The organism is Rickettsia senegalensis, from assembly GCF_056135685.1.
Genome location: NZ_JBVYTQ010000001.1, coordinates 1,192,690 through 1,213,851 on the forward strand (window position 1 = coordinate 1,192,690; position 21,162 = coordinate 1,213,851).

The window sequence follows — 21,162 nt, forward strand, 5'->3', positions numbered from 1 at the left end:
CAATCACGAGTTAATAGTTAGATATGACTAACCACCCCCGCATTGGAATCAGTATTTTAATCTTTAATAATAGAAATGAAATTTTATTAGGTAAACGTATTAGTTCCCATGGTGAGTCTAGTTATACTCCTGCCGGTGGACATTTAGAATTTAGAGAAACATTTGAAGAATGTGCTATTCGTGAAGTTTTAGAAGAAACAAATCTGATTATTGAAAACCCACGATTTATAGCTGTGACTAACGACGTCTTTGAAATAGAACAGAAACATTACGTCTCTATTTTCCTTAAAGCTCATTGTTTAAATGAGCATGAATTACAGAACCTTGAACCTCATAAAGTAGAAAACTGGCAGTGGTTTGCTCTTGATAATTTACCCCCTAACCTCTTCCTGCCTCTAAAAAGACTCATCGAGAAAAATGTTATATATACAAAGAAATTATTGATTAATCTAATATTTCTTATTCTACTTTAAATATGTAATATAGATTTTAGTGGATTGAATGGTGGGTTTGAGAAGACTTGAACTTCCGACCTCACGCTTATCAGGCGTGTGCTCTAACCAGCTGAGCTACAAACCCACAGTGTAGAAGTATGGTGAGCTCGCCGGGATTCGAACCCGGGACCCTTTGATTAAAAGTCAAATGCTCTACCGACTGAGCTACGAGCTCTGAAATATATTAAAACCTACGTCATTGCGAAGAAATTATGAAATAATTGACGAAGCAATCTCAGGAGCCCTACTTCCTAAGATTGCCACGCTCCTTGCAGTCGCTCGCAATGACAAAATATATTCAAAAATTATGTTTTACTTTATCGCCGAAAAAGGCTAATCTGTCAACAATTATTTTTTAATTTAATATATAGGAAGTTTATGCAGCATCAGGATGTGGCCATAATTATCCCCTCAAGGCTAAGTTCAACTAGGCTTAAACAAAAACCGCTGCAGCTTATCGGCTCTATAACTTTAATCGAGCGGGTATTCAAACAAGTAAATCATGCTAACCTTGAGCATACATATGTTGCGACCGACTCGGAAGAGATAGCAAATATTATTAAAAAAGTCGGAGGAAAAGTAATATTCACGGATAGTGCTATCCCAACCGGTACTGATCGTACTTATGAAGCTTTTAAATTAATTCCAAATAATCAAAACATTAATTACATAGTTAATGTACAGGGAGATATACCTTTCATTGAACCTAGCTCTATTTTGAAAATTATAGAATATTTAAAAAACAGCGAGTACGATATTGTTACACCGGTAGTAAAGGTAGATAGGGAATCAGTAGAAGCTAGTAGTAATGTTACCGTAGCGGTTGACTCGGCGGGGAAAGCATTGTATTTTTCGCGTAGTCTTATTCCAAACGGTGCAGAAGAATTTTTATATCATGTAGGCATGTATGGTTTTCGCAAAAACGCTTTAGAAAAATTTGTATCTCTTAAGCCAGCTTTTTTAGAAAAAACAGAACATTTAGAACAATTACGTGTTCTTGAAAACGGCATGACTATAGGTACATGTTTAGTTGAGAATGTTCCTATTTCCGTAGATACGGAAGAAGACTTAAAAAAAGCAGTAAAATTTTACGAAAATATTAGTAAACTAGGTTTATAATAAATAATGGTACGTTTCATTTTTGTTACCGGCGGCGTTGTTTCATCACTCGGTAAAGGTCTAGCGGCAGCATCTCTTGCTATGCTACTACAAGCAAAAGGATTTAAAGTCTGCGTACGAAAACTAGCCCCTTATCTTAACGTCAACCTTGGGACTATGAATCCTCACGAACATGGGGAAGTATATGTAACGGATGATGGAGCAGAAACGATCTAGATCTTGGACATTATGAATGTTTTACCGGAGTTTCCTCGTGCAAGTTTGACAGCATCACAACAGGAGCTATATACTCAAAATTACTTAAAGATGAGCGTTTAGGAAATTACACCGGCGTTACCGTTCAAATCATCCCGCATGTTACAAATATAATAAAAGATTTTATACTTTCAAACACCAAGGGCTTTGATTTTATTATTTGTGAAATAGGTGGTACAGTCGGTGATATTGAAGGTCTACCGTTTTTTGAAGCTATAAGACAAATCGGTAACAAATTAAAAAACGAAAATTGTTTATTTATTCATTTAACATTATTACCTTATGTTAAAACCGCCCGTGAATTAAAAACAAAACCTACCCAACACTCAGTTAAAGAATTACGCACTATAGGTATTACACCTAATATACTAGTATGTCGTGCAGAACGGAACATTTCAAAAAGCGAAATAGATAAAATAGCTTTATTTTGTAATATAGAATCTGAGTATGTTATTCCGGCAATAGATCAAAAAAATATATATTTAGTACCGATTGCGTATCATAATTCAGGTCTTGACAATAAAGTACTAAAATTTTTTAATATTAATGTCGTACCGTCCAAATTAGATAAATGGTATGATATAATTGGTAGGCTAAAAGATTCTAATTCAAAAGTAAGAATTGCTATAATAGCTAAATATCATAAATTAAAAGATGCTGATAAATCAGTAATCGAGGCACTTGATCATGCAGGTATTTATTACAAATACAAAATTGATTTAGTATGGATAAATGCTGAAAATCTAACTGAAGAGATTATTAATAAAAAATTATTAAATATAGATGGTATTTTAGTACCAGGTGGATTTGGAGAACGGGCAACTAAAGGAAAAATTATAGCAATAACATATGCCCGTACTAACAACATACCTTTTTTTGGAATATGTTTCGGTATGCAACTTGCAACGATCGAAATAGCTCAGAACTTAATCGGTATTAGAGATGCAGTAACGGCAGAATTTAAAGTAGACGGTACAAAAATTATTGAGAAAATAAATAAAAACTGTGAAGACTCAAAAATAACAATTGAAAATGTAAAAAAGACTATGAGGTTCGGCTCTTATCCTTGTAGTTTGGTTGCAAGTACCATTGCAGCTAGTGCTTATAAAAGCCTTGAAATAAATGAGAGACATCGTCATAGATATAAATTTAATAATGAATTTCAAAATATTTTTGAAAAAAAAACGGAGTAGTATTTAGCGGTTTTTCAAAGGATGAAGAGATTGTAGAAATAATTGAACTACCGGAACTTCGTTGGTTCGTAGGAGTACAGTTTCATCCGGAATTTAAATCTAAGCCTTTTGAAGCTCATCCGTTATTTATTCAGTTCATTAAAGCAGCGATTGAGTATACTCTGCGTAAATGAATAGTTGGTATACGAAGATCAACTTGGAAAGGAGTAAGGAGTTCACAAGACAAGGAGCGGCAGCAGCTACTTAATACGTGAGCATCACAGATCTTGTAGAACGACGTAGCCAATTTTTCAAGTTCATCGAGTATATAACAAATGTAATTAACAATAAAATATGAGACTATTTTAAAAAATCTTGACATAGTTTTTATTATAGTCTAGGTTGCATAAAAAATAATATAGCCGGACAGTTTTTGAAAAACGCTGGGGGTCATCCCTGCAAAAGTCTTGTTGCGTGGAACGGTTTTTCCGTCATTGCGAGCAGCCTTAGGCTGCGTGGCAATCTCATGAAATAATACTCCTGAGATTGCTTCGTCGATTACTACGTAATTCTTCTCGCAATGACAACTCTAGCATCCACTCCGGTACTAAAAAAATAAGCTCATAGTAAATCAATGGATGTCGTGGATTCTAACTTCGCAATTTGGAATAAAGCCAGAAACAGTAAATTTAGGCATATAGTATGGCCGATTAGATCGTATGAATTAACCAAATTCATCCCGATGGCTTTACTAATGTTTTTTATTCTACTTAATCAAAACTTAGTTCGTAGTATTAAAGATAGTTTTGTTGTTACCTTAATTAGCTCGGAAGTATTGAGTTTTATCAAACTTTGGGGCGAAATGCCTATGGGAATTTTATTCGTTATTCTTTATTCTAAACTCTGTAATATTATGACAACAGAGCAAGTTTTTAGGATAATTACCGGCACTTTTTTATTTTTCTTTGCAATTTTTGGTTTTATTTTATTTCCGTACAGAGAGTTTTTTCATCCCGATCCCGAATTGATTAAGCACTATATCACTGTTCTTCCTCACTTAAAATGGTTTTTAATAATTTGGGGACAGTGGAGTTTAGTATTATTTTATATTATGGGGGAATTATGGCCGGTTATAGTATTTACTCTTTTATATTGGCAGCTTGCAAATAAAATTACTAAAGTCGAAGAAGCACCGAGATTTTACTCATTTTTTACTTTATTTGGACAAACTAATTTACTCATCTCAGGAACCGTGATTATTTATTTTGCTAAGAGTGAGCATTTCTTATTACCTTTATTTTCTCATCTAAACGATACAAATGAAATCCTTTTAAAATCCTTTATTACGATTATTTTAATATCAGGATTAATTTGTCTAGCTCTTCATAAACTTATTGATAAATCAGTCGTAGAAGCAGACAAAAATATTAAATTTAAAAATCAAAGAACGGATATATTAAAATTAAGCTTAGTCGAAAGTGCAAAAGTAATATTAACTTCTAGATATCTCGGTTTTATTTGTCTTCTTGTAATGTCTTATTCTATGAGTATTAGCCTAATAGAAGGATTATGGATGTCAAAAGTAAAACAACTCTATCCTGCTACAAAGGATTTTATATCCTATCACGGTGAAGTGTTTTTTTGGACGGGAGTACTCACATTAGTTAGTGCGTTTTTAGGAAGTAGTTTAATTAGAATATGCGGCTGGTTTTGGGGGGCTATTATAACACCGATTATGATGTTTGGAGCAGGCGTTATGTTCTTTTCATTCACGGTTTTTGAAATGCACCTAGGAAATATTGTAAATACTCTAGGCTATAGTGCGCCGCTTGTCGTTATAGTTTTTATCGGCGGACTTTGGCATGTACTTTCCAAATCCGTAAAATATTCACTTTTTGATGCTACTAAAGAAATGGTATATATTCCGCTCGATAGTGAAATGAAGACTAAAGGTAAAGCTGCCGTTGATGTTATGGGCACTAAAATCGGTAAATCAATAGGCGCTATTATTCAATTCATATCCTTTAGTATTTTCCCGAACGCCGTACATAACGACATAGCCGGTTTATTGATGTTTAGCTTTGTAATCGTATGTCTATTATGGCTATACGGCGTAAAAGTTTTATCGGAACACTATAATAAGATGATAAAACGTTGACAATTTTGTGTATCATCCTGTAAGACATTGGTGTTGTTGCGTGGACCTGCTTTTCCGTCATTGCGAGAAGAGTTACGTAGTAATTCGACGAAGCAATCTCAGGAGTTTGTTATTATTTCATGAGATTGCCACGCATTCTACGAATGTTCGCAATGACGTGTGGTGGTATTCACGCGGGAATGACATAAAACAAGCCATACAACAAGATCGGTTTGACCACTAAATCGATCCACGTAATAGTTGCTCAAACTACTGTATTTTAAGCATCCTCTCCTATTAATCCTTGATCAAGTAAATCAAAAGCCTCATCCAAACACTTATATAATGCATTTTCTTGAGCTACTTCCGAATAATCTTCGATTAACCCTAAATTTTGACAAGTAGTAACAAGTTTAGCTTTTTAAACTATCACTCTCTTGATTTTCAATATAATCTAATATTATTTTTGAAATATCTTGGTTTGCTTCGTCATATTTATTTTTTAAGTTCTGCAATCTATCAATATATACTCTTAACGTTTCTACTTCTTGACTTTGATATATTAAGCCCTTTATTTTTTCAATTCGTTTTATTAACCGCTCTGCCTCTTCATGTGGTTCTTTACAATGTCTTACTAAGTTTGCTTTTGTAAAGTTAGTATTAGCATTATTATACATTAATAGTGAAGAATAATTTTGTTTTCTACTGAGTTACGACCACAGTAATATAATATTTCACCCCTCTGTTTATAGTCATTCACCGTAGCACCATATTCAAGTAACATTTTGGCTTTTTCAAAATTACCTGTAACTTCTAAAGCAGTATAACCATTCTCATCTTGTATATTAGGATCAATATTTTTTTGAAGTAACTCTTTAAGTTCTACTAGGTCAGTTACATGATGTAGGGTACCTTTGTTTTCTGGGCTATCTACCGTATCAAAGCTTACATCTTTACTATTAAGACTATTGTTAATACTAATGCGTAAATCATGAAACACATCTGGAACGGTTTTATATTCTTTTGCATTACTCCCCTTTCTTATACAAGATTTAAAAATATTGATTAACTTAGAAATTTTAGGCATATTTATCTTCTTTTTTTAGTTATTTTATTAAAATTCCATGTTTCATGGTATTTTCGATTCGGCATTATATTAATCTATTTTAATAAAATCAATGTGAATGGTTAATTTTTATGAATTAACCAATTAATAATATAATTTAAAAATTCTTTTTTCTTGAATCTATTTGTAATATAGTAATAGGCATATTTAATATTTGTAGAGGGAATAATGAAAAAAAATCCAAAAATCTCATTAATAGGTAGCGGTAACATAGGTGGTACGCTTGCTCACTTAATTAGCCTTAGAGAACTCGGTGATATCGTGTTATTTGACGTGACTGAAGGAATACCGCAAGGCAAGGCTCTTGATCTCATGCAAGCCGGTACAATAGTCGGTTCTGACATCAAAATAAAAGGTACAAACGACTATAAAGATATTGAAGGGTCTGATGCAATAATTATTACTGCCGGTTTACCAAGAAAACCAGGAATGAGTAGAGACGATTTAATTAGCGTTAATACCAAAATTATGAAAGACGTAGCACAAAATATAAAAAAATATGCTCCGAATGCTTTTGTAATAGTAATTACCAATCCGCTTGATGTTATGGTATATGTCATGCTTAAAGAAAGCGGACTACCTCATAATAAAGTAATAGGTATGGCAGGCGTACTTGACTCATCAAGATTTAATCTTTTTCTTGCCGAAGAGTTTAAAGTATCGGTGAGCAATGTTAATAGCACAGTTCTCGGCGGTCATGGTGATGCAATGGTACCTCTTGCAAGATATTCTACAATATCGGGCGTACCGATACCCGACCTAATAAAAATGGGCTTATCAAGTAATGAGAATATTGAAAAAATAATCGATCGCACTAGAAGCGGCGGCGGTGAGATTGTTGCATTACTTAAAACAGGTTCTGCTTATTATGCCCCTGCAGCCTCAGCAATAGAAATGCTTGAAGCATATTTAAAAGATAAACGTCAAATTCTAACTTGTGCCGCTTATCTACAAGGTGAATATGGGGTTAATGATTTATATGCCGGAGTACCTATTATTATAGGTAAAGAGGGCGTCATAAAAGTAGTAGAACTGCAGCTAACTAAAGAAGAAAAGGCATTATTCGACAAATCAGTTGAGAGAGTTAAAAAACTCATTGACACGATAAAATAAATGATAAAATTATATTATTGAAGCACAAATGTAACAAGATTTAAAATATTGAATTAATACTAATTATTAGTATTGTTAATTTAACATAAATGGTATTACATTTTGGTTTATTTTTATTAATAGAAGGAAATTATGAAACATAAGAATGAATTAGACCGGCTAATAAGCAATCTTTATTTAATAAAAAATACTAATTTAAATAATATTTTAGAAGCAGATAAACTAGCTATAACACGTACAACTAATTTTATAGAAGCTCTAATAAACAAAATAGACCCTAGAAAGCCTGGACCGTATGTTTCTCAGCAACAAGCTAACTTCAAAGTAGCAAACAAAGTGGTAACTGATAAAAATATACAAGGTGCTAGTAAAGAAATTTATTTAAAAAATCTACCTATTAGTATTGGTAAAGTTGAAGGCTTTAAGGAAGATGGAAAAGGTAGAAAAACCAAGGCTCAACTTGATGTCCTAATATCCCCTTCAGATTTTTCAGAATTATTAAGACTAAGTAATTCATTACCGATCACTAATGAGCAAGGATTAGAAATAAAGAGCAACATTAATCTATTGCAATTGATGGAAGAAGTTGTTCAGAAAGTAGGGAAAAGTAACTTAAATATACAGCAAGATAAAAAAATACTTACCTCACAAAAAAACGCACAAGCTATAACACACAGTCAACAAAAAGTAGAGCTTAGCCTTAAAGAAGAGATAATAAAGTTAAGGGAAACAGTTCAAGAAACAATCAAAAATCCAACTAATAATGAAGAATTTAATAAGACATCAAAAGAAATTTTAGATTTGATTAATAATATCAACTCTCATCAACCATCTAGATTACAGGCAGCTAGAAATAAAATCCTGAGTAGCGGAGGAAGCCCTAATGCTAAAAATACAAAAATAGAAAAATTTTTTCTTGAACAACATGAATGGGATAAATTTCAAGAATTAAGAGAAAGATTACAAAAAATAAAAGAACCTAGAGAAAAATTAGACGAAATGAAAAATTTTTATGATGTGATTAATTCATTAGATAAGAATATCCTTCTAAGAGCAATGCAAGGGAAACAAAAAGCTCAACAAGCTTCCAATCAAAAAGCACAAGAGATTATAAGAAGTAAATTTTTATACCTTGATAATGCCGGGGATTTTTCAGACGGTTTACAAAATTTATTTGAAGAATTAAAAAATAAAGAAGAGAGAGGGCAAAAAGAACTTATAGAAGCATCTAAAAATATACTCAGCAAAAGCATATCAGTAAATAAAAATTACTTCCGTAATACTAATAATTCAAGCGAATTAGATTTACAATATAAGATGTTATTAATAGATCATGCAGATAATATCTCGCAAAATATAAAGGAGGCTCTAGTCTTATATGCCGGAAGTAATAACAATAACCAGATTGATATATTATCTGAAGAATTAGCAAATAAATTTAAAAATATATCAAATTTAATAAGGCAAAATGAATCAGTACTACAGAAAGAAACAGGTAAATATTCTCCTTCTTTAGAAACTATACCTGAAGATTCTATACCTAAGTTATCACCGGCAATAGTACATTCCTCAACAGAACTTTTTGCAAAACTAGAAAACTTATTCAATGAACTAGAACAATACACTGATAAAATATTAATAGATGCCGGAAAATCTTATGTACAACAAGCAAATATTAAGCCTAAATCTAATAATGTTTCTAGATCTTCTTCTATTGATTCAGGAATCGGTTCGAGTCAAGAAGAATTATCTACCACATTTGGAAAAAGCAGCTCTACTAATTTAATTGAAACTCTTGATTTAGCACAAGCGAAAATTTTATCAAATTCAAATACAACAAAAGATAAGTTAACGGCAACAAAAGAACTACAAAAATCTATCCAACAAAAAGAAGTAAGCAATGAAAGACTTACTCAAGAAGAAATAGATAATATTTATAAAACACTAGGTATATTTGAAGAAATTCAGGAATATGAAAAGAGCGAAAATTCACGTGATCCTCGTTTGTTAAATAAAAACTACTATAAGCTAACTGATCCTCGTGAGGAGCGTAGAAGCGATAATATCGCTTTAGAGTGGGATGATACCGGAATGCTAACTACTGATACTGATTTAGAGTGGGATGACACCGGAATGCTACCTCCTTCCCAAAATAGTGCCATTTTAGATAAATTAAAAGAAGCAGTAGATGATTATATATCTGAGCTACAAAATGAAAAACTATTTATAGATACATCACCAAGACATGTTAATATCGACAATGTATTACCTAAAATACGCAATTTATTTAATGATGAATTAGCTAAAGATACATCTCCAATGCAGGAAGCAATACCGGCTCCTCCTGCTCTTTCCTGGAATACTCATCCTATATTCGGTGATACAATAAAGTTCTTAAAGAGATTTAAAGAAGAGATAGATAAATTTCCACAAGATTACACTAAAGCCTCTACCATACCTCTATATTTAAGTAATGTTAATAGAAATTTAGGAAGAAGTGAATTTTTAGCAAGTATGGTATCGACTTCTCAAAAAGATGAGAGAATTAATGATATATTAGATAAGCTCCAAAAAATTTCTACTAATTGTAGTAAGATAAGTAATAGTGATGATAAGTTTAATAACGAGATTAAAGAATCTTTTGTAGAAATTAATACTACATTAAAAAATATAATAGAATATAAAGGACCCGAAATAGAATATTTAAATTCCAATATAGAAAAAGTTCAAAAGAACTTATCTCGTTTAGAATCTTTTACTTATGAATTATCTAAAAATACATCTACGAAACATACTAAGCAATCAACCCAAGAACAACCTAAAATATCTACAGGAGCAGTTACCGGTATAAAAGATAGAATAGCAAAATTTGAAGCAGACACTGACAGCAAAATCAAAAAATACTGGACAGAAGAAAAGAAACAGACTGTAGAAAAACAACATGAAAATACTCAATCTGACTATATAACTCCTAAGAAAAATTTTGAGTTTGAAAATCGAGGTAAAGAAATTAAAGAGAATAGCACCAAAAATTTAATAAACAAATTTGAAAAAGGCTTTGATAGTAAAATAACAAGATACTGGACATCACCGGAGGCATGGGATAAATGGGAGGAAGAAAAACAGAAAGGTACAGGGAAAGAGAATGAACTAATAAGACCTCGTACAAAATTTTTAATAGAACATTCTAAGCATGCTCAATCTAAAGATAATGCACCTAAAAGGCAAACTAAGAGTTATATAGAAGCTAGTGAGGATACACATATAAAAGAAGGTAATACAAAAAGCTTAAAAGACAAATTTGAAAACTTAGCAAAAGAAGCGAAGCAAATTGGAACACAGGCACAGCAAAGCTCCAAATCTTCAAGTAGCCCTAGCAGCATAAAACCTACAGGTCGCAGTAAAGACGTCAGAGTTATCTAAGACAATTGATTGTAGAAGTCAAGATTTAATCTTACAGACATTATAAAAATTATATCTGAATGTCTGATAAGTTATGACTGTCAGATGAGTATTCAAGATATAAGATTTCGTTATTCTTTTCAACAGCTAACTTTTTACTATCCATAAAAGTCTGCATAGGTGTTTTTCCATAGCAATATTTACCGGAATGCGGTCTTTCATTATTATAATATTCTAGCCAAATATCAAGATCTAGTTGTAGATCATCAAGATCAGTATAGTATAATGGACTGAGAAATCAAGACAAAAAATAATCAAATTCGTTTCCTATTTTTATTATATTGTTAAGCAGCTAATTGATAATAATTTTGCGTATAATTCAGATAAACATCCATAGGTTTTTTGTAACCAATACCCGAATGAAATCTTTGATAATTATACTTATACAGATAATTATCAATACCTATCCTCAGTTCTTTAATATTTTTAAAATCATTAATAAATATACAGTTATATTTTATAGTCCTAAAAAATCTCTCTATTACGATATTATCAATACTTCGACCTTTTCCATTCATTGAGATTTGAATATTATTATCTTTTAGTATCTGTATATGGTCATGACTAGTATATTGACTACCCTGATCACTATTAAATATCTTTGGAGCATTATATTTATTAAGGGCATCCTTCAAGACATCAGTAACAAGAGTTGCATCCATAGAATTGGATAATTTATAACTTAATATAGCTTTGCTATGCCAGTCTATAATAGCCGCCATATACATAAAGCCATCATGAGTTCTAATGTAAGTAATGTCACCACTCCAAACCTCATTGACATTAGGTACATGTACTGTTTTTGTTGTTCTAGATTTAGTCCAATATTGATCAAGTAAATAACTGTATACTTTATGCTCATTATCCTTTACAGAAGTAGACTTTCTCTTATGAGGATAAATGGCTTCTATTCCCATCATCCTCATATATTTTAATACTCGATCTCTGCCAATTGAAAAACCATCCTCTAATAACTGATGATAAATATAACGATAACCAAATTCGGGATTATCTGTATATATTTCATCTATTCTATTTAAGATACTTAATTTATCTACACTAAGCGGTTTAACTTTATAATATGTTGTAGAGCGACTAATATCTAGCAACTCACATTGTCTTGTCTTTGGTAGTTGATCTAGCTTGGACTGGACAAGACTCTTTCTATTTGATAAGTCCAAGCTTTTTAGCTTTCCCACAGCCCAGTCCCTCTCCACCGTAGCTTTCCCAAGAGCTTTAGCTAGTTCATCATTTTGTTCTTTGAGATCACTAATTTGTTCTTGATATTCACTCAAAACTTTAGCTGGCTCAAAAGCTAGAGCTGCATTAGCAACAAACTGCTTTTTCCAATTCTGAATTGTCTTGGAGCTTATCTCATATTTTGATGCTAATTGACTTAAGGTAGCATCCTCTTTTATTAATTCTAATACTACCTTAGTCTTTTCTTCACTACTGAAAATCCTAACCTTATTTTTCTTCATCTTTCCTCCTAAGTTTTACCTATTTATTGTAACTTATTTCGGAAACTTGAGTACTATTTTTTCTGTCCAGTTTTCTCAGTCCATTATAACTCTTTAAACCTATAATAACTGTCTCTACTGTAACCCATAGCTTTATATGCTGACGATATACTACCAAGACTCCTAGCTAATTCTAGTAATCCTATTTTTGGCTTTATTATTTTTTGATTTAGATTCATCTCTAATCCTCCATTTAATATTATCTTAATTTTACTAAATGTAAGATTAAATCTCAACTATTACAGATATAGATCTATAATACCTTTTGTTCCATCATCAAAAACTAATTCTAAATGATAATCATCAATATAACTTACAGATATTACATGCAACATTTTTACTCCAATGGGGCTATAGAATTTAATGGTTCACCATTTTGCGTTTTATTCCAATTATCTATTAGTTCTTCTTTATGGATATTTAACCATTCTGTAACTAGGGCGTGTCATCAATTAAGTTGTTTGGCTGCAAATGCGGCTAATTGGCATCATTTTGTACTTGAATTCGTTAAATAGGACTCACTATTCGCCTCATTCAAATACAAAATGCTTCTCAATTATCCACATTTTCACTTCAAAAAATTAATTGATGGCACGCCCTAATTGCAAAGCTCTTTTAGGAAATTTACCTTCTAATATTTTACCGTTTAGTGAAATTATTACTTCATAATCACCATATCTAGCATGAAAATGAGGAGAGTTATGGTCTCTATAGTACATCATAATTCAAAAAAACGACTAATTACCGGCATAATAATTTTTTATTTATATTAATATTTCAAATTTTAATCCATTTTTTATATTATTTCAAGATCTCATAACCACAATAAAGTGTAATAGTTGAGATTTAATCTTACATTTAGTAAAATTAAGATAATATTAAATGGAGGATTAGAGATGAATCTAAATCAAAAAATAATAAAGCCAAAAATAGGATTACTAGAATTAGCTAGGAGTCTTGGTAGTATATCGTCAGCATATAAAGCTATGGGTTACAGTAGAGACAGTTATTATAGGTTTAAAGAGTTATATGAAACAGGAGGAGAAGAAGCATTATATGAGATTAGTCGGAAGAAGCCAATTATAGCGAATAGAGTTGATCCTGCCGTAGAGAGAGCAGTATTAGATATGGCAGTAGAATACCCCGCTTATGGTCAGCTGCGAGTATCAAATGAGCTTAAAAAGACTGGTATTCTTGTATCACCTGGAGGAGTTAGATCTATTTGGCTACGTAATGATTTAAATAATATCAATAAAAGACTTAAAGCATTAGAAGCCAAAATGGCTCAGGATGGTATTGTTCTTACCGAAGCTCAGTTACAAGTATTAGAGAAACGGCGTAGCGAGAAAGAAGCTCATGGTGAGATTGATACACAGCATCCAGGTTATCTAGGATGCCAAGACACATATTATGTAGGTAATTTTAAAGGCATAGGCAAGGTATATTCTCAAGTGTTTATTGATAGTTACACTCGGGTTGCAGAGGCTAAACTATATACTGATAAAACAGCACTTACCGCTGCTGACATGCTTAATGATAGAGTGTTACCATGGTATGAGAGTCAGCAAATACCAGTACTTCGTATTTTAACTGATAGAGGTGGTGAGTATAAAGGTAATATAGAACATCATGCTTTTGAATTGTTCTTAAGCATTGAGGGTATTGAGCATACTACTACTAAAGCATATTCTCCTCAAACAAATGGTATGTGTGAACGTTTTAATAAAACTATGAAACAAGAATTCTTTGATACTGCTATGCGTAAAAAGATCTATACTGATCTTGATGATCTACAACTAGATCTTGATATTTGGCTAGAATATTATAATAATGAAAGACCGCATTCCGGTAAATATTGCTATGGAAAAACACCTATGCAGACTTTTATGGATAGTAAAAAGTTAGCTGTTGAAAAGAATAACGAAATCTTATATCTTGAATACTCATCTGACAGTCATAACTTATCAGACATTCAGATATAATTTTTATAATGTCTGTAAGATTAAATCTTGACTTCTACACATATCTTACAGTTCTATTATATCTTTCAATATATGCATTTTGCTGAGGCATGCCTGGCTGAATGAATAATAACTTGATATTCTTTTCTTTTGCACACTTGCTCAATAATTTACTGATATATTCAGGTCCATTATCACAACGTATAGATTTTGGCTTACCTCGCCATTCTATAATTTGATCTAGTGACCTGATAACTCTTCCTGCTGACAATAAAAAATCAGTCTCAGTACCAAGGCTCTCTCTATTAAAGTCATCAATCACATTAAATAAACGATATTTCCTACCATTCTCTAAACTATCGTGCATAAAATCCATGGACCAGCAATCATTTATTGTTTTAGACACTATAAGCTTTTTAGGCTTTGCTCTAAGTAATCTCTTCTTAGGCTTTATTCTCATATTAAGGGCTAGCTCCTTATATATCCTGTATACACGTTTATGATTCCAACCAAAACCTTTGATATTACGTAAATATAAAAAGCAGAGGCCAAGGCCTCAGTTCTTTTGATCACCTACTAAACGCATTAGCTGGCCTGCTATAATATCATCCTCAGATGATAGCTTCCTTTTATATCTATAGCATGTTTCGCTGACACCAAAGATCTTGCATGCACTCCTTATAGAAATATCTTTTTCTCCAGATATTATTTTAGCCATCTCCCGCCTTTGAGATGGCTTCCTAACTTTTTTTCAAGTACTTCCTTTAATATATCAGCTCTTAGCCTTTCCTCAGCATACATCTTTTTAAGCCGTGCATTTTCCGATTCTAACTCCTTTAATTTAGTAATCATCGGTAAAGCCATACCACCATACTTTGATCTCCATTTATAAAATGTCGCTGATGGTATTTTGTGCTCTCTCAGTATAGACGCTACAGGCATCCCACCGCTCGCTTGCTTTAAGATAGACATGATTTGGCTATCACTGTGCTTTGATATTGACATTAACAACGCAAAAATAATATAAAGGGTAGTATCAAATTTAACACAAAATATAATATTGTAAGTAAAAAAATCTTATTAGTCGATGATGTCGTTACCATCGGTGTTACTATAAATGAATGTGCTAAAACTGTACGACAAGCGGGGGCAGAGTCGGTAAAGATCATGAGTATTGCGATGACATAGAACGCCATTGTGAGGAAATTACGTAGTAATTGACGAAGCAATCTCGTGCCAAAGTCCTGAGATTGCCACGTCGAGGCTTCGCCTCTCCTCGCAACGACGATTACAAAACCATCAAGAGTGAAGTAACTTATGCAAAATGAAATAAAAAAAGTTTGTGTTATCGGTTCGGGGGTGATGGGTTCAGGGATTGCAGCGTTAATTGCTAATTCCTCTCATAAAGTAGTGCTGCTTGATATTATCGCTAAAGATTCCGATGATCCAAATAAAATAGTAAAAAATGCCGTAGAGAATTTGTATAAACAAAAACCTCCACCTTTGTCTTTTCCGAATAAAGCAAATTTCATTACCATCGGCAATTTAGAACATGAGTTAGAATTAATTAGGGATTGTGATTTAGTAATTGAAGTTATTGTTGAGAAGCTAGAAATCAAACACCAATTATATAATAAAATTATTCCTTATCTTAAAGAAGCTGCAATTATTGCTTCTAATACCTCTACATTACCGCTTAAAAGGCTCAAAGAGAATTTACCGGATAATATCAAATCGAGATTCGTTATTACGCATTTCTTTAACCCGCCAAGATATATGGAGCTGCTTGAGTTAATTATAGACCCTATAGTAGAGCTGCAAGTAATAGAAAGAGTATCAGAATTCCTAACAAAAACGCTTGGTAAGACTATAGTAAAATGTAACGATACACCTGGCTTTATTGCTAATAGAGTAGGGTGTTTTTTACTTGAATTAGTAGCTCGCAAAGCGATAAGTCAAAAGCTTGATTTTGTAGCTTTAGATAAAATATTTACTACATGTTTAGGGCTACCGAGTACCGGAATTTTTGGTTTATATGATCTAATCGGGCATGACGTAATGAAGTTAATATCAAGCTCATTACTTGCCGCCCTTCCTGCAAATGATGCTTATCATAAAATATATGTAAATACTCCCGTTCTCGATAAGATGATAGAGAAGAAGTTAATTGGACGTAAAGGTTATGGGGGATTTTATCGCCTATCGGTATCAAACGGTAAAAAGATTAAAGAAGTTATCAATATAAACGATTTATCATATAGCCCTGTTCAAAAAGTAGATATTTCGTTTAATAGTCTTGATGAGTTACTAGCTAGCAATTCGGTTTACGGTAAATTTTTTACTGAAATTATCACGGAATTTTATGTTTATTTAGCAAGTTTAGTACCATCTGTAACCGATAATATCTATGATATCGATGCTGCTATGAAGCTTGGTTACAGCTGGAAATATGGTCCATTTGAATTATTGACCATAGCAGCTAAAGACGGCTGGAATTCGGTAATTAAAAATGCCGGTTTAAGGCATATCTTACTTCCGCAATATTTAGCCAATAAAGAATATCAAAAAATCGATAAACAAAAATTTAATTCTCACAAAGATATTTTACATGAAAGTCAGATAGTATTAGAAAACGATTCTGCAAAGCTAATAAATTATCGTGAGAATTTCATTTTTGTTATTACTACAAAAATGAATTGTTTAAACCATAATGTGTTTTATTTACTGCAAGAAGCAGCAAGTAAAGCTGAAAATGACAGCAAAAACCTTTATATTTATCCGCTAGGAAATAATTTTTCTGCCGGTGCGGATTTAAAGCTGCTTCTTTCCTATATTGAAGACGGTAATTTTCATGATTTAGAGAATTTATTAAAGCTGGGACAGCAAACTATGCTGCACTTAAAATATTCTAGGGCTCATATTGTTAGTTGTGCCAAAGGAGTAGCCCTTGGAGGCGGGTGCGAGCTGCTATTGCACTCAAGCTATATTGTAGCAAACCAGGAACTGAGCGTAGGACTTGTAGAACTTGGAGTTGGTTTAATACCGGGATGGGGCGGTGTTACTGAAATGTTTGTACGAAGCAAGGGAGATAAAACTAAATTAATCAGAAATATCAGAAATATTATAGAGCAGAATAAAACAAGTTCAGCCGATTACTTTAAATCAGATTATGATGTAGAGAATATGCACGTAAATATGAATAAGCATTATATTTTAGATGAAGCTTTAAAATTAAACCTATCTAAAAAGATAGTACCGATTCCGCATAAAATTACTTTGCCTAAAATAAATTTAGCAACAGAAATAGATACATTAAAATATAACGATCTACAAAATAAGGTAATTAGCAAATTCCAAAATATTATTGATAAGCATCCTGACACAAATGAAGAAGAGTTGCTTGGCTATGAGCGGGAAATATTTTTAGAACTTGTAAAAGACCCAAAAACTATAGAGAAACTGAAAGTGATTGTGAAGTGAAGGATTATTAAGATATTCTGAATTCTTTATTTGTAGAAGTCAAGATTTAATCTTACAGACATTATAAAAATTATATCTGAATGTCTGATAAGTTATGACTGTCAGATGAGTATTCAAGATATAAGATTTCGTTATTCTTTTCAACAGCTAACTTTTTACTATCCATAAAAGTCTGCATAGGTGTTTTTCCATAGCAATATTTACCGGAATGCGGTCTTTCATTATTATAATATTCTAGCCAAATATCAAGATCTAGTTGTAGATCATCAAGATCAGTATAGATCTTTTTACGCATAGCAGTATCAAAGAATTCTTGTTTCATAGTTTTATTAAAACGTTCACACATACCATTTGTTTGAGGAGAATATGCTTTAGTAGTAGTATGCTCAATACCCTCAATGCTTAAGAACAATTCAAAAGCATGATGTTCTATATTACCTTTATACTCACCACCTCTATCAGTTAAAATACGAAGTACTGGTATTTGCTGACTCTCATACCATGGTAACACTCTATCATTAAGCATGTCAGCAGCGGTAAGTGCTGTTTTATCAGTATATAGTTTAGCCTCTGCAACCCGAGTGTAACTATCAATAAACACTTGAGAATATACCTTGCCTATGCCTTTAAAATTACCTACATAATATGTGTCTTGGCATCCTAGATAACCTGGATGCTGTGTATCAATCTCACCATGAGCTTCTTTCTCGCTACGCCGTTTCTCTAATACTTGTAACTGAGCTTCGGTAAGAACAATACCATCCTGAGCCATTTTGGCTTCTAATGCTTTAAGTCTTTTATTGATATTATTTAAATCATTACGTAGCCAAATAGATCTAACTCCTCCAGGTGATACAAGAATACCAGTCTTTTTAAGCTCATTTGATACTCGCAGCTGACCATAAGCAGGGTATTCTATTGCCATATCTAATACTGCTCTCTCTACGGCAGGATCAACTCTATTCGCTATAATTGGCTTCTTCCGACTAATCTCATATAATGCTTCTTCTCCTCCTGTTTCATATAACTCTTTAAACCTATAATAACTGTCTCTACTGTAACCCATAGCTTTATATGCTGACGATATACTACCAAGACTCCTAGCTAATTCTAGTAATCCTATTTTTGGCTTTATTATTTTTTGATTTAGATTCATCTCTAATCCTCCATTTAATATTATCTTAATTTTACTAAATGTAAGATTAAATCTCAACTATTACACCGGTAAAGTTTTTATTTTATCAAGCACCTTATCGACAATGCCAGGGCTTGGGGGACCTTTTTCTTTAATTTTTGCACCTTGCTGAAGTTTATCAACCGGATCATAAGCTTTTGCTACTTTTTCTCCAACGTTAATTACTCCTTCTACTATATGAGTAGGATTGGTAATCACTTTACTGCTCTCCTTTACCACTTCGATTGCTACTCCACTTGCAGCGATTCCGGCACGAGCGACTCTAGCACCATAAAGTGCCGTATCCTCTTTCAGCGTTCTTTTTCTGCCGGCTTATTTTGCGATTGCCGTTCCTGTGGAAGCTCAGAAGCATTTGTTTGTGCCGCTTCTAAAGACTCTACTCTTTCAGGGGTATTTATTGAAGATTTAATCTTATTATCTTCTGCTGCATTTTTTATTCCTTCTTCAGGAGTATTAATAGATGAAGTGTTTAGCTTTTCTTTACTCATACATATCTCATAAAATTATGTTCTATGTTATTTCACATTCTATGTCATTCTCGCTCTTTTATGTCATTCCCGCGTAGGCATTGTTGCGTGGATACCTATGTCATTCCTGCGGAAGCAGGAATCCAGCATAAAGCGAGACACATCGAGCTTTTAAAAAGTTTTAAAGTAATGGATTCCTGCTTTCGCAGGAATGACATCGGAGCTAGCTAAGAATGATATATATACACACTCACCTCTTCCCCATCGCATAGCTAGTAATCAAGTTTTTAATAGGCTTAAAATTATTTATCGCCTTAAACCCTATTTGTCTTAAACATCTTAAATTTTTGGAATAATTTGAAAAAATATTATTTAACTCATCAGTCAGCTTATACATAATAAAATTATCCTCTTGCCTTAGCTTTTGATATTCTTGTAATGTACCATTATTACTAACGATCATACTCAAAGTTTCTATATCCTTTATACCCTGATTAAGCCCCTGCCCCGCTAGTGGATGTACTGTATGAGCAGTATCGGCAATAAGCACCATGTTATTATGAAAATATCTATTGGCTATACGAGCTTTTAACGGGAAGCTACTAATCTCACTATCAATAGTAATTTTACCTAAAGAATTACCGGCATTTCTTTGAGTTAAAAATCTTACTTCTTCTATAGGCAAATTAACAATTAAAGCAGCCTGATCAGAAGAAGTTGACCATATTACAGAAGAGCTGTATTGATCTTTTAAAGGCAATAAAGCAAAAGGACCAAGCGGCAGGAAGTGCTCCATAGCACAATTTTCATGCGGCTTTTCATGCTTAATATTAAATGTAAGAGCAGTCTGATAAGGTTTTTCAATTTCATTAGCAAAGTAATGAGGCCTCACTTTTGAATTTACTCCATCACATATAATTAATAAACTACACTTAAATTGTTTATCATCAAATTTTATGATCGAGTAGTCATTATGGCTTATAACCTCTTGATATTGATTATTATCAATTAATGTTATCAACGGATTATTAGTTATTTTTGACAATAGTATTTTTTTAAAATCACTATTCTTAGCCACATATCCAAGTACAGCGTCATCGTCATTTTGTAAGTCTAATATTTCTGAAGCCTTATTATCTACTACATATACATCTTGCATTTTTGCCACAAACTTCTCAAGCTCTTCCCATATATCAATAGAGGATAAGAAATTTTTAGAATGCGGCGTTAAGGCAGTTGTTCTTATGTCTTTAAAAAACTCCGGGCTTTTTACCGATTTACTCTCGAATATAATAGTTTTTATACCCTTTTGTGCAAAAGAAAGTGCAGTTAGCATACCGCTCAAGCCACATCCTAAAATGATAATATCAATCTGTTTTGTTTCTATTTGATTCATGTATAAAATGTTTTAAATAACCGTTTGTTGCTATAAAACTTAGAAGAAAATAAATAATTGCTATATCCAAATATGAACTATTGCCTGAGTATAAGCCTAAACAACAAATAAATAAACTTACAATAGTCGTAAAACTGTTTAGAATTAATAGATTTATAAAAATATCTGTTTTTTTGATAAATAGGTAGGTTATTAAGCAAATAAATAATGAAATAATAATTAAAAAGATGTTAAGCATAATTTTTAATCAGTTTAAAATCGTCAT

Annotated in this window: 17 protein-coding genes, 2 tRNA genes and 7 pseudogenes; 11 read left to right on the forward strand and 15 right to left on the reverse strand. The window is 32.4% G+C overall.

The window, feature by feature from the left end:
* Positions 1 to 23: 23 nt before the first annotated feature.
* Positions 24 to 350, forward strand: a pseudogene (locus AC0ODJ_RS06545) (nucleotide triphosphate diphosphatase NUDT15); the annotation flags it as partial.
* A 152-nt stretch (positions 351 to 502) separates the two neighbouring features.
* On the opposite strand, the gene AC0ODJ_RS06550 reads toward AC0ODJ_RS06545, so the two are convergent.
* Both AC0ODJ_RS06550 and AC0ODJ_RS06555 read right to left on the reverse strand, forming a co-directional pair.
* Positions 503 to 579: transfer RNA gene (locus AC0ODJ_RS06550), tRNA-Ile, on the reverse strand.
* A 14-nt stretch (positions 580 to 593) separates the two neighbouring features.
* Positions 594 to 669: transfer RNA gene (locus AC0ODJ_RS06555), tRNA-Lys, on the reverse strand.
* Positions 670 to 872: 203 nt separating this feature from the next.
* On the opposite strand from AC0ODJ_RS06555, the gene AC0ODJ_RS06560 reads away from it, so the two are divergent.
* From AC0ODJ_RS06560 to tlc2, 3 genes and pseudogenes are all read left to right on the forward strand, one after another.
* Positions 873 to 1,613, forward strand: a complete 741-nt coding sequence (locus AC0ODJ_RS06560) for a 3-deoxy-manno-octulosonate cytidylyltransferase (protein ID WP_218460656.1) — start codon at positions 873 to 875, stop codon at positions 1,611 to 1,613.
* Between the two features lie 6 nt (positions 1,614 to 1,619).
* Positions 1,620 to 3,234 (forward strand): annotated as a pseudogene (locus AC0ODJ_RS06565) (CTP synthase).
* A gap of 440 nt (positions 3,235 to 3,674) precedes the next feature.
* On the forward strand, positions 3,675 to 5,198 hold the full coding sequence (gene tlc2 / locus AC0ODJ_RS06570; RefSeq protein ID WP_218460657.1) for a nucleotide exchange transporter Tlc2: 1,524 nt from the start codon (positions 3,675 to 3,677) through the stop codon (positions 5,196 to 5,198).
* Positions 5,199 to 5,590: 392 nt separating this feature from the next.
* Here tlc2 and AC0ODJ_RS06575 read toward each other — a convergent pair whose 3' ends face one another.
* Positions 5,591 to 5,854, reverse strand: a complete 264-nt coding sequence (locus AC0ODJ_RS06575; RefSeq protein WP_218460658.1) for an ankyrin — start codon at positions 5,852 to 5,854, stop codon at positions 5,591 to 5,593.
* Positions 5,854 to 6,264, reverse strand: coding sequence for an ankyrin repeat domain-containing protein (locus tag AC0ODJ_RS06580; RefSeq protein ID WP_256621380.1), 411 nt, complete (start codon positions 6,262 to 6,264; stop codon positions 5,854 to 5,856). The genes AC0ODJ_RS06575 and AC0ODJ_RS06580 overlap by 1 nt, the downstream gene beginning before the upstream one ends.
* 207 nt (positions 6,265 to 6,471) lie before the next feature.
* On the opposite strand from AC0ODJ_RS06580, the gene mdh reads away from it, so the two are divergent.
* The 4 genes and pseudogenes from mdh (at position 6,472) to AC0ODJ_RS06600 (ending at position 10,839) form a co-directional block, all read left to right on the forward strand.
* The gene (mdh, locus tag AC0ODJ_RS06585) at positions 6,472 to 7,416 is read left to right on the forward strand and encodes a malate dehydrogenase (RefSeq protein WP_218460659.1); all 945 of its coding nucleotides are present in this window, start codon (positions 6,472 to 6,474) and stop codon (positions 7,414 to 7,416) included.
* A 2,514-nt stretch (positions 7,417 to 9,930) separates the two neighbouring features.
* Positions 9,931 to 10,143, forward strand: a pseudogene (locus AC0ODJ_RS06590) (hypothetical protein); the annotation flags it as partial.
* Positions 10,132 to 10,509 (forward strand): annotated as a pseudogene (locus tag AC0ODJ_RS06595) (hypothetical protein); the annotation flags it as partial. The pseudogenes AC0ODJ_RS06590 and AC0ODJ_RS06595, both read left to right, overlap by 12 nt.
* Positions 10,510 to 10,656: 147 nt before the next feature.
* Entirely contained in the window at positions 10,657 to 10,839 is a 183-nt protein-coding gene (locus tag AC0ODJ_RS06600; protein ID WP_218460661.1) for a hypothetical protein, read from the forward strand.
* Positions 10,840 to 10,888: 49 nt separating this feature from the next.
* On the opposite strand, the pseudogene AC0ODJ_RS06605 reads toward AC0ODJ_RS06600, so the two are convergent.
* The 5 genes and pseudogenes from AC0ODJ_RS06605 to AC0ODJ_RS06625 all read right to left on the reverse strand — a co-directional run.
* Positions 10,889 to 11,098, reverse strand: a pseudogene (locus tag AC0ODJ_RS06605) (IS481 family transposase); the annotation flags it as partial.
* Positions 11,099 to 11,162: 64 nt separating this feature from the next.
* Complete coding sequence (locus AC0ODJ_RS06610) at positions 11,163 to 12,359, reverse strand: IS3 family transposase (RefSeq protein ID WP_474464651.1); 1,197 nt, start codon at positions 12,357 to 12,359, stop codon at positions 11,163 to 11,165.
* An 86-nt stretch (positions 12,360 to 12,445) separates the two neighbouring features.
* Positions 12,446 to 12,577: pseudogene (locus AC0ODJ_RS06615) on the reverse strand (IS481 family transposase); the annotation flags it as partial.
* Between the two features lie 60 nt (positions 12,578 to 12,637).
* Positions 12,638 to 12,733, reverse strand: a complete 96-nt coding sequence (locus tag AC0ODJ_RS06620; protein WP_218459899.1) for a DUF2442 domain-containing protein — start codon at positions 12,731 to 12,733, stop codon at positions 12,638 to 12,640.
* 246 nt (positions 12,734 to 12,979) lie between these two features.
* Entirely contained in the window at positions 12,980 to 13,120 is a 141-nt protein-coding gene (locus tag AC0ODJ_RS06625) for a DUF4160 domain-containing protein (protein ID WP_474465451.1), read from the reverse strand.
* Between the two features lie 174 nt (positions 13,121 to 13,294).
* Here AC0ODJ_RS06625 and AC0ODJ_RS06630 point away from each other — a divergent pair, with 174 nt between their 5' ends.
* Positions 13,295 to 14,380, forward strand: a complete 1,086-nt coding sequence (locus AC0ODJ_RS06630) for an IS481 family transposase (RefSeq protein ID WP_474465674.1) — start codon at positions 13,295 to 13,297, stop codon at positions 14,378 to 14,380.
* Positions 14,381 to 14,420: 40 nt separating this feature from the next.
* On the opposite strand, the pseudogene AC0ODJ_RS06635 reads toward AC0ODJ_RS06630, so the two are convergent.
* Positions 14,421 to 15,364 (reverse strand): annotated as a pseudogene (locus AC0ODJ_RS06635) (IS3 family transposase); the annotation flags it as partial.
* A gap of 108 nt (positions 15,365 to 15,472) precedes the next feature.
* Here AC0ODJ_RS06635 and AC0ODJ_RS06640 point away from each other — a divergent pair.
* Together AC0ODJ_RS06640 and AC0ODJ_RS06645 are read left to right on the forward strand one after the other, a co-directional pair.
* Positions 15,473 to 15,547: a ComF family protein gene (locus AC0ODJ_RS06640; protein ID WP_474465815.1), complete on the forward strand. Its 75-nt coding sequence runs from the start codon at positions 15,473 to 15,475 to the stop codon at positions 15,545 to 15,547.
* Between the two features lie 129 nt (positions 15,548 to 15,676).
* Complete coding sequence (locus AC0ODJ_RS06645; RefSeq protein ID WP_218460457.1) at positions 15,677 to 17,839, forward strand: 3-hydroxyacyl-CoA dehydrogenase/enoyl-CoA hydratase family protein; 2,163 nt, start codon at positions 15,677 to 15,679, stop codon at positions 17,837 to 17,839.
* 70 nt (positions 17,840 to 17,909) lie between these two features.
* On the opposite strand, the gene AC0ODJ_RS06650 is transcribed toward AC0ODJ_RS06645, so the two are convergent.
* The 5 genes from AC0ODJ_RS06650 to AC0ODJ_RS06670 all read right to left on the reverse strand — a co-directional run bounded on the left by AC0ODJ_RS06650 (position 17,910) and on the right by AC0ODJ_RS06670 (position 21,135).
* Complete coding sequence (locus tag AC0ODJ_RS06650; RefSeq protein WP_121834048.1) at positions 17,910 to 18,995, reverse strand: IS481 family transposase; 1,086 nt, start codon at positions 18,993 to 18,995, stop codon at positions 17,910 to 17,912.
* A 60-nt stretch (positions 18,996 to 19,055) separates the two neighbouring features.
* A complete protein-coding gene (locus tag AC0ODJ_RS06655; RefSeq protein ID WP_218460431.1) occupies positions 19,056 to 19,232 on the reverse strand; it encodes a hypothetical protein in 177 nt (58 codons plus the stop codon).
* 92 nt (positions 19,233 to 19,324) lie between these two features.
* Positions 19,325 to 19,522 carry a 2-octaprenyl-6-methoxyphenyl hydroxylase gene (locus AC0ODJ_RS06660; protein WP_218460429.1) on the reverse strand — a complete coding sequence of 66 codons (198 nt, stop codon included), beginning with the start codon at positions 19,520 to 19,522 and terminating at the stop codon, positions 19,325 to 19,327.
* A gap of 229 nt (positions 19,523 to 19,751) precedes the next feature.
* Positions 19,752 to 20,897, reverse strand: a complete 1,146-nt coding sequence (ubiH, locus tag AC0ODJ_RS06665; protein ID WP_218460428.1) for a 2-octaprenyl-6-methoxyphenyl hydroxylase — start codon at positions 20,895 to 20,897, stop codon at positions 19,752 to 19,754.
* A complete protein-coding gene (locus AC0ODJ_RS06670) occupies positions 20,869 to 21,135 on the reverse strand; it encodes a monovalent cation/H+ antiporter complex subunit F (protein ID WP_474465459.1) in 267 nt (88 codons plus the stop codon). Before AC0ODJ_RS06670 ends, ubiH begins: the two co-directional genes overlap by 29 nt.
* Positions 21,136 to 21,162 lie beyond the last annotated feature (27 nt).